We start from the raw sequence: 12,663 nt of genomic DNA, 5'->3' as shown, positions 1-12,663 counted from the left end.
GGAAGGGAGAGATCCTCGGCAAGGGCAGGTCAGCGGTATCTGGGTCTACCGACATTCCAATATCCGGGGGCATTCGGCTCGCCGACGTCGATGTAGCGAGGCTGCGCAGCTATGCGTGGCGCGAAGAGCCCAGCACGCCAGTGGTGCTGACCGACATCCGTCCACGCGTACCGGGCAGCACGCAGTGGCGGACGAGTGAGGACTTCACTGCTGCGGAGCGACTGCGCCAACACCTCCTGCAACGACCTCATCGCGACATTCGCGTACACCAGAGAGCCGCCGCAGTAGCCGGCCGCTCGTACGGCGAGATGCCGTCAAGCGGAGTCGCGTCGCCCATGCTTGCAGACCCAAAGCCACTCTCCGTCGAACCGGGACAGGTCGCGGGGGAAACTGCCGGCAGGCCGGCGCCGACCACATTCGGCTACCGCTACGTCCGCCCCTGCCTGGGCCGGCCGGCAGGCGGCGACCGAACCATCGAAGCCGCTCCCGATGGCGAGTGCCTCATGGTGATCGCGGGCCAGGGATTCGCCGTCGTCGATCTTCTTCATCGCTCCCCTCGCTGCTCAGGAGTTCCGGTTCGGCAGATCCATGTCGAACCAGACGGTCTTCCCGGCCGTGTGCGGCGTGGCGCCCCACTGCCTGGCCAGTTGGTCCACCAGCAGTACCCCGCGTTCGCTCCCCAAGCCACGTGGCCTGCTGGCTGCCGGAGTCGGAAGCCCAAGCCGTCGGCCGCGCCCGCCGCACCACGCGGCGAACACGGGCCCAATGGGGCCTTGGACAGCAACCCCGAAGTGGCGGCGTATATCGCCGCCGAGCGCGCCCGTGGAACGTTCACTTCGGACTTCCCGGTCTCGACAGTACGATGACGCTGCTTCTCGACGCCGCGGCGCGAGGACACCTTGGCTATGAGGACGTTGCCCGCGTCTACAGCGAGAGCCCGGCCAGGACGTACGGGCTGTGGCCGCGCAAGGGCCGGCTCGCCGTCGGGTCGGACGCGGACCTGGTGCTCGTCGACCCTTCGGTGAAGCGCACCCTGCGCAACGCCGACGTGCTCTCCAAGGCCGGCTGGACGCCCTTCGACGGCCGTGAGGTGCTGGGCCAGGTCGCCCGCACCTACCTTCGCAGCGAACTCGTCGCGGAGTACGGCAAGCCGTTGCACGTGGCCTCCGGCCGGTTCCTTCCGGGCGCGGGAGCCTTGGCAAGGACCTGATCCTGCAGGCTCGGTCGAGGCCGCTCTTCTCGCGTTCGGCACACCGAGCAGCATCGCCGACAGCTGGACCAGAGCGGCACCACCGATGACTGCGTGGACCCGGCACGGCGCGAAGGCGGCGGCAACCAGGAGGACCGTCGTCCGCAGAGTGTTCGGTGTGTCGGCCCGGGGGACCGGCAGGCCTTCGGGGTGAGGCCGCTATGCGGGCTGGGCGGGGACGGGGTGGAGGCGGTAGGTGGTGCGGTGGCTGTGTACGAGGCCGGCGGTGGGCGGGGGGAAGTGGCTGCCGAGCAGGAGGGTGTCGGTGTCGGCGAGGGCGGCGAGCAGGTCGCGGCGGGTCGCCTCGGCCTGGGTGGGGTCGATGTCGACGTGGCTGTGGATGTCGGGCTGGGCGAGCTGCACGGGGTGGTGGATGCAGTCGCCGGTGATCAGGGCGGTGCTGCCCTGGCTGTTCAGCCGGACGGCGACCTGGCCTGGGGTGTGGCCGGGGGTGGGGATGAGGGTGATGCCGGGGGCGATGTCCAGGCCGTCGTTGGGGATGTCGACGAGGTCGAGCAGTCCGTGGTCGTTGATGGGGTGGATGGAGTCGCGGAACATCTGCTTGCGGGCTTCCTCCATGTCCACCGATGCCCAGTAGTCCCATTCGGTGCGGCCGGCGATGTAGCGGGCGCCTGGGAAGGTGGGGATCCAGGTGCCTTCTTGGGAGCGGGTGTTCCATCCGACGTGGTCGGTGTGCAGGTGGGTGAGGACGACGATGTCGATCGTGTCCGGGGAGAAGCCGGCCTGCTCCAGGCGTGAGAGGTAGTCGGTGCGGAGCTGGTTCCAGGCGGGGTTGGCGCGGTCCTTGCCGTTGCCGATGCCCGTGTCGACGAGGATCCGCAGTCCGTCGGCCTCCAGAGCGAAGGTGTGGCTGGCCAGGCGCAGGACCCGGTCGGCGCCGGCGAAGTCGGGCTGCAGCCAGGGGGAGCCGGCGACGACGTCGGGTGTTGCGCCGGGCAGGAGCCAGGGGCCGGTCTGCGGGGGCAGTTCCACCTCGTCGATGCGGCGGACGACGATGTCTCCCACGGTCCAGGAAGGGGTGGGGCTCTGCGGTGCGGGGGCTGTGTACGGCGTGGGCATGAGATCTCTTTCCGGGAGCGGGCTGCGGTGGGGGGAGCGGACGAGTGAGGAGCCGTCCCTGCGGTGCGGACGGCGATCGTCGTTAACGCTCAGATGTTGCGTTAACGGTACCGCGCTCTCGCTGCTAAGGCAAAGATTGAGCGTTAATGCCACGCGTGGCGAACTTCGGCGCCTTAAGGCTCAATGTTTGCGTTAGTGCTTCGGGTGGCCTACCGTGGCACTAACGCAAATATTTAGCTCTTGGGTTGGTTCGCCGCTCTGCGAGAGCCGCGGCGGTGCGCAGGCGCCGGCGCCCGGAAAGGATTTCGATCATGTCTGTTCCCCCGTTCTCGCCCGAAGGGGCTGCGGAGTCGGCGCTGCGCGCCGGGCTGTCGCTGGGCAGTGACCGGCACGCCGTGGTGGCCGGCACGGCCCACCACATCCTCACCGTCATCAGCCGTCTGCGGGAGCTCGATCTCGCGGAGACCCCGCCGGCCGGCTCCTACCGTGTCCAGGGCCGGTGAGTGTCATGAAGCCCTACGAGCTGTCCCTGACCCAGGCGTCCGCGGCCATCGCCGAGGGGAGCCTGTCGCCGGTGGAACTGACCGAGGCGGTCCTGACCCGCATAGACGCGGTCGATGCGGTCGTCAACGCCTATGTCACCGTGGCCGCCGAGGCGGCACGCGCCCAGGCCGCCGAGGCCGAGCGGGAGATCGCCGCAGGCCGCCGTCGCGGTCCGCTGCACGGCATCCCCATGGCGCTGAAGGACCTCATCGACACCGCGGGCATGGCCACCACGTCCAGCTCCGCCGTCCGCGCAGGTCGCGTGCCCGCCGACGACAGCGTGGTGGCCACGCGCCTGAAGGAAGCCGGCGCCGTCCTGGTCGGCAAGGCCCACACCCATGAGTTCGCCTACGGCCTGACCACCCCCCAGACCCGCAACCCCTGGCATCCGGACCATGTGCCCGGCGGCTCCAGCGGCGGCTCGGCCGCCGCAGTGGCGGCGGGCACGGCGACGTTCTCCCTGGGAACGGACACCGGCGGCTCCATCCGCGTCCCCTCCGCACTGACCGGCGTGGTCGGCCTCAAGCCCACCTACGGCCTGGTTCCCCGGCACGGGGTCGCCTCGCTGTCCTGGTCCCTGGACCACGTCGGCCCCATCACCCGGACCGTGAAGGACGCCGGCCTCGTCCTGGACGCGCTCGCCGGTTACCACCCCGGCGACCCCGCCAGCCTCGACCACCCCTACGAGGCACACGTCCCACGGCCCGGCGCCGGCCTGGACGGCGTGCGCGTCGGCGTCCCCGTCAACTACTACTTCGACCGCGTGGACCCGCAGGTGGAAGCCGCGGTACGCCAAGCCCTGGCAAGCCTCGCGGACCTCGGCGCATGCCTGGTGGACGTCGAAATACCGATGAGCGAGTACATCCAGGCCACCCAGTGGGGACTGATGGTCCCGGAGGCGACCGCCTACCACGAGCAGCACCTGCACACCACGCCCGAGCTCTACGGCCCCGACGTGCGGGTCCTGCTCGAAGCGGGCGCCCTGGTCCCCGCCACCGACTACCTGCGCGCCCAGCGCACCCGCACCCTCATGCGCGAGGAGTGGAGCCGCCTCCTGCACGAGGTCGACGTCATCGCCGCTCCCACGGTTCCGGCCACCGCGGCCAGGGCCGGCCAGGAAACCTTCCGTTGGGCGGACGGAACCGTCGAAACCGTCTCCGACGCCTACGTGCGCCTCGCGGCTCCCGCCAATATCACCGGGCTGCCCGCCCTGTCCGTGCCCGCCGGCTTCGACACGGCGGGTCTGCCCATCGGCCTGCAGCTGATCGGCCGCCCGCTCGGCGAGGCCACCGTGCTGCACGTCGCCGACGCCTACGAGCAGGTCCGCGGCCCCGCTCCGCTCGCGGGCCACCTGCCGGTCTGAGGTGGACCCCGGACCGGGCGGTCCCGCGTACGGGCAAGCCCCGCCGCCGCAAGGCGAGCGGGGCAGCCTCATTTCTTGAAGCGAATGTTTAGCGTTAAGGTAGCGGTATGAGCTCACAGCCCCGACCCCGTCCAGGAGGGCGCAGCGCCCGCGTGCAGCAGTCGGTCCACCAGGCCGTCCGTGACCTGGAATCGGAACTCGGGCGCGCCGCGCTGACGGTTCCGCTCGTCGCCAAACGGGCCGGGGTCACCCCCTCGACGATCTATCGCCGGTGGGGCGACATGCAGGAACTCCTCTCCGACGTGGCCGTGGAGCGGCTCCGCCCGGAAACGACCCCGGCCGACCTGGGAAGCCTGCGCGCCGACCTGGAAGTCTGGGCCGTGCAGTTCCTGGAGGAGATGTCCTCCACGGCGGGCCGGGCCTACATCCGCGACGCACTCGCCGGCGACCCGGACGGCAGCAACGCCGGCCAGTGCTCCGCCTACGCCTACGAACACGCCGAGGTCATCCTCACCCGCGCACGCCAACGCGACGAGCCGGTGCCCGCCGTCGATGTGGTCATCGACCACATAGTGGCGCCCATGATGTACCGCATCCTCTTCCGCCCCGGCCTGCTCGACGCCGACTACGCCCGCACACTGGTGGACACGGCCCTGACACGACTTATGCCCCAGCACCAAAACGCCATGTGAGGTTCCGACGCCCTGTGCGGCGCTCCGGTTGGCCGCTCGGAATCAGGCGTGGCCTGATCCGGCTGCAGAGGGGCGGGGACTCGTTTCAAACAGATGGTGCTGCAGGCGAGTTGGAGCAGGCCCTGGTGGGGCGGCGCCTTTCTTGTCGCGCATGCGCAGGCATTCGAGTCGGTCCAACCGGGCGAGAGCGGGCTCGATCACCCGGAGGTTTTGCCTGGTCCGGAGCCGTGTGGGGTGCCGCGGCGGATGAGTGCGGGAGTGATCCTGCGGGCACGCATGATGCGGCGGTCCTTGCCGAGTTGCAGCCCGGTCCGCGAACCGCCGTGGGTCAGCCGCCTGCGATGAGGGCCGGTTGCAGCGGCCGCGCGCCGCCCGGGTCGGCATCGTTGGGGCCGCCCGGGCCTGGGGCTCGTCCCGCAACGGCCGTCCCCAGCCGGGACCTTCGGCTTCTGCACGCTGTGGCCGAGCCCAGGGAGCGGCTTTCGCGGCGGCCGGCAGTCTTGCTCGTCGTTCATCGGCTGGGTCTGAAGCGAACGCTGCCGGGTAGCGGACAGTGCGTCTGAGGCCATCGACGGTATGGCTTCGCCCGAGTCGTCGACGGCTGCAGCACGGACTCAGGCGGCGACGCTCGAGACTCTCCGGCTGGGCGGCCGGAGTCCGCTCGCTCAGCGGGACGCGGGCGTGCGCACCTGCGACATGCACGCTGTCCGCCGTGAAGTCATTCGCGGCCGTCCTCGGCCCACATGGTGTTGCTCTTGAGCAGGGTGGAGATCTCCTGGGCGCATGCGTCGAGGATCGTCTTTCCCTTGGCCGCGCCGGCTCCGCGGGCGTCTCCGGCGACTCCGGAGGGGGAGACGGTCATGAAGGACCGGGAGACATGGACGGGACCGGGGTCCTGCGACTGGAGTCTGATCTCCGGTCCGGCCGCTGTCTTCAGCTCTTGCTCGCGTACGAGCTCGGGCGAGATTTCCATGATCATGGAAGTCTCGCCTTTACAGGCGTGCAACCTTCAGGGCGAAGCTGTGGTCGGCCAAATGCCGGATCCCGCGATCGTCGGGGCGAAGAAGGCGGTCCGGCGGGGCACTTGACCGACCACGTCGGGTGTGGCGCTGGTCAGGAGCCGGTCTGCGGCAGTAGTTCGATCAAGGTCGGGCCCTCGTTGATCATCGGAGGTGCGCGAGGGCTGCGGGGCAGTCATCGAGATTGCCCTGGGATGCGGTGCGGGACGGGCAGGTGGCAAGGGAGGGCGTGAGGCCGGTGAGCGCCGTGAGCCGTACGGAAGTGGTCGTGGTAGCGGCGGTTTCTGGGCGGGGGGAGCACGACCGCCGCGCTCCGGCGGGTCTGCGTGCGCGCGGCCCTCAGGATCACCGCCAGAGCGGCCGTGCCCACAGCGGCCACCGCGCCGCCGAAGGCCAGCGTGGTGGTCAGCAGCCCGTAGCGCACGGTCAAGAGACCGGCGAGTACGGCCGGCAGGCTCATGGCGAGATAACTCAGCACGTAGTAGGCGGCCAGCGTGCTCGCGCGGTCCGCCATGGCGACGCGGGGCAGAACGGTGCGCAGCGCTCCCTGGGACACCGAGCCGAAGCCGGCACCGGCCAGGGCCGTACCCACGAACAGCGCGGTCAGGCTGTTCACATGAACGCTGAGCAGAATCAGGCCGACACCGGGGATTACCGCGCCGGCACCGAGCGACAGGGGCGCAGTGGTGGCCGGCAGGCGGCGGACCGCCCATACGGACAGGACTGCGCTCGCGGTCAGTGTGAAGAAGATGAGGCCGCCGATGGCTTGCGCGGCGTTCGGGTCTATCAGCCGGGCGAGCCCTGGGCCCAGGGACGAGGAGAATCCGCCCAGTGACCAGACGGCCACCACACTCGGGGCCGCGACGAGCATCGACTGACGCGCGGATGCGGGCACCCGGATCGCGGGACGCAGCGAGCGCAGTGCTCCTGGCCTGCGTCTGGCTGTCTCGGAGGTCAAGGTCAGGGCGAGAGCCTGAAGCACGAACACACCGAGCAGGGTCAGATGCGCTGTTGGGCCGGGCGCCGGTACGAAATGGACCAGGAACGTCGAGCCGAGGACGCCGACGGCCATACCGGCCATGGGGGCGACACTGTTCGTGAGGGCGGCCCTGCCGGCCCGCCCCGGATGCTCCAGTTCCAGCAGCGCCGCGCCCACGGCGCTGGTTGCCATACCGGTCGCGAGTCCTTGCAGTACACGTGCGAGGAGCAACTGTCCAACCCCGCCGGCGGTGGCGATCAGAGCCATGGCCGAAGCCTCGACGGCGAGCGCGCCGACCAGCACCGGGCGGCGGCCCAGGTGGTCCGAGAGGGATCCGGTCATCAGCAGGGCCAGCAGCATGGCCATGGAATACGCGCTGAAGACGACCGTAAGGGTCAGGGAGGAGAAGCCCCATTGGTCCTGGTAGATCGCATACAAGGGAGTGGGGGCGCTCGATGCAGCCAGCAGGGCGACCAGAATTGAGGCATCAAGGGCGAACGATGAGCGCCTGGCCAGTCGGGTACGGGGGTTGAGTGCTCCCGGGGCGGCGCGGTCCATGACTTCCTTCCATGAAGCTAAAGCAGTTTCTTTGCTTTAAGGGAGCGTATCCCCTGCGGGCGCTAAAAGCAAAATCTCCGCTTTAAGGGGGGAGGTCTCCCCTCGCGAGACGGCCCGTAGGGCTCCGAGGGCCCAGCCGACGAGGAAGTTGAGCGACCCCAGCAGTTCACGGGGTCCCCCACCGCGGCCTGCCCATGCACGCCCTCACGAGGCCAGGCACCAGCTGGAGGCCAGTGCCTGGCGGTGGTCGGGAGGGCGTGCGGCCACGGGGGTGTCGTTACCCAGCGGCCCAGAACAGCAGTGTTGCTTCGAGGAGGAGTCAGGTCTCGACCTGCGGCCTCGACGGCACTATGCGCAGCCAGCTCGCTGGCGGGAAAATGCGTACGTACCACGAAGGCGAGCCCGGTCGAGCAGTCGGCCGCCCACCACGTGCTCACGGAACACCAGCAGGACAAACCGACGAAGTTGCTGGCCGTCTTCGCCTCCACCAGGCGATCCGCGCAAGGTCGCTGAATCCGCGAAGGTAGGCAATCGGGCGGTAGGGATGCTCAACAAAATTCATTGCCCTGCATGATCGCGAACCACCAGTCACACGGACGACGGCGCCGATCAGGCGAGCCTGAGACAGGCCCTTATGGTCCTCGTTCACTTGAGTAGGAGGAAGCCATGACTGAGCATCAACGCGTCAACATGGGAAAGCAGCACCCGGCCAATTACAAGGCTCTACTCGCCTTGTCGTCGGCGGTGGAAGAGACCACCACCGCAGCGGGTCTTGACCCGCTCCTCGTCGAGCTCGTGAAGATACTCACGTCTCAGATCAATGGCTGTGCGTACTGCCTCAAATTGCACACCCGTGACGCACTCAAGAAGGGCGAGAACCCAGACCGGATCGCAGTTCTGCACGCCTGGGAAGAAACCGGATACTTCTCCGAGACTGACCGCGCGGCCCTACGCTTGGCTGAGGCGATCTCGCGCGTGTCGGAAGGCCGGGTGAGCGACGAGGACTACAACGCGGCCGCAGCTGTGCTCTCCGCAGATCAGGTCTCGGCAGTCGCCTGGCTGTCAACGGTGATGAACGCGTTCAACCGCGTCGCGATCACAAGCCGATACCCGGTCACCGGCAACTGAGCCGACTTCTCCAGGACATCGCGCAGCACAGCATCTCGGCAGGAGAAGGCTCCTGAGGGTGGGTGTGGCTTGGGACCTGGTGCTGTGTCTGCTGTGCCACTAGCAGTGACGACTGAGAAAACGCCTCCTGTTGGAGTGCATCGGGCGGCAACCACAGCAGGGTCTGTAGCCGTGCGGGGCGGCGCTGAATCATCACCTTATGCGCAGAGCCGTACTCGTCTGATGTGCATTCTCTGCAACGAGGACACGGAACACGTGACCTTGCGTAGCTATGGCGCACGCCCCCTTGGGACGAGGGCGGCTCCGATGACACGTGACAGCCGGCCGTGCCGTTCTCGGCATCGATCCGGCTCCTCCTCTGGCCCCGACCGTGCGGATATCCGTGAACGGTGCAGCAGGGGCAGTGCCGTCAGGGGCAACACAATCACGGGCACGAGGCTCGCTGCCACCAGCGCGGCTGCGTTGGCCGGCCGGATCGCGTCCAGCTTCAACCCGATTGTTGTCGCCGCCACGATCACGGGGAGGGAAGTGGCCTGCAAGAGTCCGCTTGCCATGATTTCTTTACGCAAGAGGCCGGCGCTGCGGTAGGCCAATGCAGACTGGCCAATACCGACGAGCCGCGTCGACACCCTTGCTCAAAAGGCAGTGGTCAGGTGTCTTCGGGATCCAGCTCGAAGGTGAAATAGATGCTCAGGCAGTAGGGTTCGTCCTCGTCGTGGAAGAAGTCCCACGACACGTCTGACAGGCGGATCTTTTGTTCCCGCACCCACTCATGGGCTTTCCTGAAGGCTTCTGCGGCAGTTGTGGCGAGGAACAGCTTCCTGGCCATGGGATGCACCCCGGTCTCAGCGTCCGAGTCGTCGAAACCCTCCGGAACGTCCAGGCAGAAGTTGGGATCCAGCACCATGGAGTGCGCCCTTTCCATTCGGTTTACCAGTACGAGTCGACAGAGGCTGCTCCTCTGAGCACGACGCCCGGTAAGACCGCCGCACACCCCAAAGGGGTTGCTTCTGCCGACCATGCGGTGCCGCAGCCGGTGTCACGGGCCCGCGGGCCGTACCGCGAGCCTTCAGGGCGGGCCCGCACAGGTATCCGAGCACATCAACTGGCAGCTGAGTGCTTCAACCCGTCAGACGTCGAAGCGGTGGCGGGAGGCTTCGATGTGACCGAGGTACCGGTGGGTCCAGTCGCACATTCCGTCGATCGTCACCCGCAGGGCCTGGCCCGGCTCGGTGAGGGTGTACTCGACCCGCGGTGGCACGGTGGGGTGCACGTTCCGCTCGATCAAACCGTTGCGCTCGAGCATGCGCAGGTTCTGGGTGAGCATCTTGTGGCTGATGCCCTCGATCTCGTTCCGCAACTCGCTGAAGCGCAGGGTGCCTTCACCGAGGGACTCGATGATCAGGAGCGCCCACTTGTTGGCGACGTCCGCGAAGATCTCCCGCGCCAGAGAGTCCGCCCGCCTCAGGTCCGCATCCTCGGGCGAGCCGCTGAACTGCTTGGTCACCATCAGGTTCCCCAGTCACTGAAAAGTGCGTTCTTCCATGTCAGCGGCCACTCTCCTACGGTTCCTGAGTAACCACAAGTGACCCCGAGCCTCTCGGCTCGGTGGAACTGAGCCCACGGGCTCTCATGACAAGGAGGCAGGCAGCATGGCCATCACCCTGGTGAACCCCAGCGGATTGCCGGAAATCGATGCGTACCGGCAGGTGTCGATCGCGACCGGCTCGAAGCTGGTCTTCATCGCCGGGCAGGTCGCCTGGGATGCCGATGGGGTCACGGTCGGCGAAGGCGACCTCGCCGCTCAGGTCGAGCAGTGCTACCTCAACATCGGCACCGCCCTGGCCGAGGTCGGTGGATCCTTCGACGACGTGGCGAAACTGACCGTCCACGTCGTCGACTGGACCCCCGACAAGATGCCCCTGCTCCTGGAGGGAGTCACCCGGGCGGCCGCGAAGCTCGGGGTCGCACCGGTACCGCCGGCCACGCTGTTGGGCGTCGCGGCACTGGACGTACCCGACCATCTGGTCGAGGTCGAAGCCACCGCCGTCATCGACTGAACGGGTGCCGTTCGCCCCGGGGCTGCCCTAGCTGTTCTGCCCCGGGAGGTTGTGGACGGGTGAGGCAGGTCTCGGCTGAGGGATCTTGAAATGGGTGAGGGCTTTCTGGCCCGGTGTGGGCTCTCTCAGTCTGGGGTGAAGCCCGGAAGGATTGCCCATGAACAGGGTGCTGCGTCCCGGCCGGGTCGTCTCGCGCAGCCGCCTCGGGATGGATGACCTGCTCACGTCTCGCGCGATCGGCAGCAGCGCCTCACCGGCGGGCGTGAGCGTGACACGGTGTGTGTCGCGGTCGAACAGTCGGTGGTTGAGCTCCCGCTCGAGGTCCCTGGTCCGCTGGCTCAGCGGCGAAGTGGCCATGTGCAGTCGGCGTGCTGCTGCGCGGCCATCAGCGAGTGGCTGTGACAAGCTGCCTACGAAACCGGCCAGGGCGGCGTGTGAGCGTCAGGAATTCATGGTGGCTCGGTCGGACTCGCTGCGCAGAACGCAGAATTCGTTGCCTTCGGGATCAGCAAGGATTGCCCAGCCTGAACCATCGGGATTCCGGTGATCGGTGACAAAGGTGGCACCGAGGCCCAGCAGCCGGTCCACCTCCTGATCGCGCGAGGTCTCAGGGCGCAAACACAGATGAATCCGGTTCTTGATCGTCTTAGCCTCGGGCACCTGGTTGAAGTGCAGCACTGGGCCCTCCGCCAGCAGCACCTGAGTCTCCCGGGCACCCGGTCTGTCCTCCGGATGCAGCGGACGACCTGTCACACTGCTCCAGAACCGGGCCAGCTGGTAGGCATCCGCACAGTCAATCGCCACGTTCTGCAATATCGAGACCATGCGCGCGAGCCTTCCTGATCTCCACGCCAAACGCCACCGAGTTGCGCTCATTCTTCGCGCACACAGCTCACTCTCGATCGCCGAGACCGACGACGAGACCTGGAGGTGGCACTTCGACGTCGTCTTCGAGCACGCGCGGCGCGCGGCAAGGGAGGCGATCGACCGGCTCGCTACCGGTTCGAGCGTCAGCTACGTGACGTCGGCCGCCGGCATGGCGGGGCCTGGAACAACGCCGCTTACGTGGCTGGGAAGGCGGCACAGATCTCGCTGGTGCGTAGTGCCGCCGCGGAGTTCGACTCCCCGGGCGTCCGGGTCAGCGGCGTCGCCCCGGGGATGATCGCCAATCCGCGCATGAAGCGGTTCCTCGCCGAAGGGAACGGGCCGGAGCGGGCTCAGGGCGTCATCCCTGTGGACGGGCTCGTGGCGCCGGAGGACGTCGCCGACGCCCTGCTGTTCCTGAGCAGCGTATCGGCCTCGTTCATCACCGGTCGGATCTTCGTCCTCGACGGCGTGCAGAACACCTGGCCCTACCCAGACCCGGGATCCTGACCGGACACTCACGCGAATCAGCCCGCCGGCCGGCCCGCCGGTTGGACTGGACCGTGCGCTTGACGTCCAGCGAGCCGCCGGCCCGGATCGCGGCCTCGCGGAGGAGGTCAGGGCGGTGACTCCCATGCGTCCGCGACGACAACCCCCTCAGCTTTCACGCGACGCCCTCAGGCGGTCGCGTAGCGCCGCCGAGATCCGCGCGGCTGCCGCGAGCTCGTCCGGCGTGAGCGGATGGATGAACAGCTCACGGACGGCACGTAGATGCGGCACCGAAGCGTTGCGGAACGCTTCCGCACCTTCGGCGGTGAGCACCACCTCGGCGCCCCGGCCGTCGGTGCTGCATTCCTCGCGCCGAATCAGCCCTCGTCGCTCCATGCGCTTGATCTGGTGCGAGAGACGGCTGCGCTGCCAGCCGATGCGGGCTGCCAGTTCGGAGGGGCGCAGCCGCCCTTCCGCTTCTCGCAGCGCGAGGAGCGCGGCGTAGTCGCCCGCTGACAAGGAGGACTCGCTGTGCAGGCGTGACGAGAGTTCGGAGCGGAGCGCTTCCGTGGTCTCGATGAAGTCCTGCCAGATCTGCAGTTCCTCGGTGGTGGGGAACGCTCTGTGCCGCTCTCCCAT

Annotated in this window: 16 protein-coding genes; 7 read left to right on the top strand and 9 right to left on the bottom strand. The window is 68.1% G+C overall.

Annotated features, from left to right (window positions below; all coding sequences use genetic code 11):
* Window positions 1-314 precede the first annotated feature (314 nt).
* Window positions 315-548 (bottom strand): hypothetical protein, encoded by a 234-nt coding sequence (locus tag ABT078_RS37720; RefSeq protein WP_351236105.1) that lies wholly within the window; start codon window positions 546-548, stop codon window positions 315-317.
* A gap of 314 nt (window positions 549-862) precedes the next feature.
* Between ABT078_RS37720 and ABT078_RS37715 the strand changes: the two genes are divergently transcribed.
* A complete protein-coding gene (locus ABT078_RS37715; RefSeq protein WP_351236103.1) occupies window positions 863-1,210 on the top strand; it encodes an amidohydrolase family protein in 348 nt (115 codons plus the stop codon).
* 198 nt (window positions 1,211-1,408) lie between these two features.
* Here the strand turns inward: ABT078_RS37715 and ABT078_RS37710 are convergent, their stop codons facing one another.
* The gene (locus tag ABT078_RS37710) at window positions 1,409-2,329 is read right to left on the bottom strand and encodes an MBL fold metallo-hydrolase (RefSeq protein ID WP_351236101.1); all 921 of its coding nucleotides are present in this window, start codon (window positions 2,327-2,329) and stop codon (window positions 1,409-1,411) included.
* Window positions 2,330-2,640: 311 nt separating this feature from the next.
* Here ABT078_RS37710 and ABT078_RS37705 point away from each other — a divergent pair, with 311 nt between their 5' ends.
* From ABT078_RS37705 to ABT078_RS37695, 3 genes are all read left to right on the top strand, one after another.
* On the top strand, window positions 2,641-2,832 hold the full coding sequence (locus ABT078_RS37705; RefSeq protein WP_351236099.1) for a hypothetical protein: 192 nt from the start codon (window positions 2,641-2,643) through the stop codon (window positions 2,830-2,832).
* A 5-nt stretch (window positions 2,833-2,837) separates the two neighbouring features.
* Window positions 2,838-4,235 carry an amidase gene (locus tag ABT078_RS37700; protein ID WP_351236097.1) on the top strand — a complete coding sequence of 466 codons (1,398 nt, stop codon included), beginning with the start codon at window positions 2,838-2,840 and terminating at the stop codon, window positions 4,233-4,235.
* 107 nt (window positions 4,236-4,342) lie between these two features.
* Window positions 4,343-4,927, top strand: coding sequence for a TetR/AcrR family transcriptional regulator (locus ABT078_RS37695; protein ID WP_351236095.1), 585 nt, complete (start codon window positions 4,343-4,345; stop codon window positions 4,925-4,927).
* Between the two features lie 718 nt (window positions 4,928-5,645).
* On the opposite strand, the gene ABT078_RS37690 is transcribed toward ABT078_RS37695, so the two are convergent.
* Both ABT078_RS37690 and ABT078_RS37685 read right to left on the bottom strand, forming a co-directional pair.
* Window positions 5,646-5,933 (bottom strand): creatininase family protein, encoded by a 288-nt coding sequence (locus ABT078_RS37690; RefSeq protein WP_351236093.1) that lies wholly within the window; start codon window positions 5,931-5,933, stop codon window positions 5,646-5,648.
* 188 nt (window positions 5,934-6,121) lie between these two features.
* On the bottom strand, window positions 6,122-7,483 hold the full coding sequence (locus ABT078_RS37685; RefSeq protein ID WP_351236092.1) for an MFS transporter: 1,362 nt from the start codon (window positions 7,481-7,483) through the stop codon (window positions 6,122-6,124).
* A gap of 666 nt (window positions 7,484-8,149) precedes the next feature.
* Here ABT078_RS37685 and ABT078_RS37680 point away from each other — a divergent pair.
* Entirely contained in the window at window positions 8,150-8,611 is a 462-nt protein-coding gene (locus ABT078_RS37680) for a carboxymuconolactone decarboxylase family protein (protein WP_351236090.1), read from the top strand.
* 649 nt (window positions 8,612-9,260) lie between these two features.
* Here ABT078_RS37680 and ABT078_RS37675 read toward each other — a convergent pair.
* Together ABT078_RS37675 and ABT078_RS37670 are read right to left on the bottom strand one after the other, a co-directional pair.
* Window positions 9,261-9,518 (bottom strand): hypothetical protein, encoded by a 258-nt coding sequence (locus ABT078_RS37675; protein ID WP_351236088.1) that lies wholly within the window; start codon window positions 9,516-9,518, stop codon window positions 9,261-9,263.
* 222 nt (window positions 9,519-9,740) lie between these two features.
* Window positions 9,741-10,121 (bottom strand): winged helix-turn-helix transcriptional regulator, encoded by a 381-nt coding sequence (locus ABT078_RS37670; RefSeq protein WP_351236086.1) that lies wholly within the window; start codon window positions 10,119-10,121, stop codon window positions 9,741-9,743.
* A 142-nt stretch (window positions 10,122-10,263) separates the two neighbouring features.
* Here ABT078_RS37670 and ABT078_RS37665 point away from each other — a divergent pair, with 142 nt between their 5' ends.
* Window positions 10,264-10,671 (top strand): RidA family protein, encoded by a 408-nt coding sequence (locus ABT078_RS37665; protein ID WP_351236084.1) that lies wholly within the window; start codon window positions 10,264-10,266, stop codon window positions 10,669-10,671.
* Between the two features lie 27 nt (window positions 10,672-10,698).
* Here ABT078_RS37665 and ABT078_RS37660 read toward each other — a convergent pair whose 3' ends face one another.
* Window positions 10,699-11,076, bottom strand: coding sequence for a LysR family transcriptional regulator (locus ABT078_RS37660; RefSeq protein ID WP_351236082.1), 378 nt, complete (start codon window positions 11,074-11,076; stop codon window positions 10,699-10,701).
* A 36-nt stretch (window positions 11,077-11,112) separates the two neighbouring features.
* Complete coding sequence (locus ABT078_RS37655) at window positions 11,113-11,496, bottom strand: VOC family protein (RefSeq protein WP_351236079.1); 384 nt, start codon at window positions 11,494-11,496, stop codon at window positions 11,113-11,115.
* Window positions 11,497-11,601: 105 nt separating this feature from the next.
* On the opposite strand from ABT078_RS37655, the gene ABT078_RS37650 reads away from it, so the two are divergent.
* Window positions 11,602-12,045: an SDR family NAD(P)-dependent oxidoreductase gene (locus ABT078_RS37650; protein ID WP_351236077.1), complete on the top strand. Its 444-nt coding sequence runs from the start codon at window positions 11,602-11,604 to the stop codon at window positions 12,043-12,045.
* 147 nt (window positions 12,046-12,192) lie between these two features.
* Here the strand turns inward: ABT078_RS37650 and ABT078_RS37645 are convergent.
* A partial coding sequence (locus ABT078_RS37645) for a MarR family winged helix-turn-helix transcriptional regulator (RefSeq protein WP_351236075.1) occupies window positions 12,193-12,663 on the bottom strand: 471 nt, incomplete at its 5' end.

The organism is Streptomyces sp. NPDC002133, assembly GCF_040296405.1.
Taxonomy (GTDB): Bacteria; Actinomycetota; Actinomycetes; order Streptomycetales; family Streptomycetaceae; genus Streptomyces.
The sequence above is the reverse complement of the archived record's forward strand: the minus strand, read 5'-3'. Positions and strand labels throughout refer to the sequence as shown.

Coding starts and splice junctions, on each gene's coding strand:
- ABT078_RS37720 (WP_351236105.1), bottom strand. CDS start 548: ATGAAGAAGATCGACGACGGCGAATCCCTGGCCCGCGATCACCATGAG.
- ABT078_RS37715 (WP_351236103.1), top strand. CDS start 863: ATGACGCTGCTTCTCGACGCCGCGGCGCGAGGACACCTTGGCTATGAG.
- ABT078_RS37710 (WP_351236101.1), bottom strand. CDS start 2,329: ATGCCCACGCCGTACACAGCCCCCGCACCGCAGAGCCCCACCCCTTCC.
- ABT078_RS37705 (WP_351236099.1), top strand. CDS start 2,641: ATGTCTGTTCCCCCGTTCTCGCCCGAAGGGGCTGCGGAGTCGGCGCTG.
- ABT078_RS37700 (WP_351236097.1), top strand. CDS start 2,838: ATGAAGCCCTACGAGCTGTCCCTGACCCAGGCGTCCGCGGCCATCGCC.
- ABT078_RS37695 (WP_351236095.1), top strand. CDS start 4,343: ATGAGCTCACAGCCCCGACCCCGTCCAGGAGGGCGCAGCGCCCGCGTG.
- ABT078_RS37685 (WP_351236092.1), bottom strand. CDS start 7,483: ATGGACCGCGCCGCCCCGGGAGCACTCAACCCCCGTACCCGACTGGCC.
- ABT078_RS37680 (WP_351236090.1), top strand. CDS start 8,150: ATGACTGAGCATCAACGCGTCAACATGGGAAAGCAGCACCCGGCCAAT.
- ABT078_RS37675 (WP_351236088.1), bottom strand. CDS start 9,518: ATGGTGCTGGATCCCAACTTCTGCCTGGACGTTCCGGAGGGTTTCGAC.
- ABT078_RS37670 (WP_351236086.1), bottom strand. CDS start 10,121: ATGGTGACCAAGCAGTTCAGCGGCTCGCCCGAGGATGCGGACCTGAGG.
- ABT078_RS37665 (WP_351236084.1), top strand. CDS start 10,264: ATGGCCATCACCCTGGTGAACCCCAGCGGATTGCCGGAAATCGATGCG.
- ABT078_RS37655 (WP_351236079.1), bottom strand. CDS start 11,496: ATGGTCTCGATATTGCAGAACGTGGCGATTGACTGTGCGGATGCCTAC.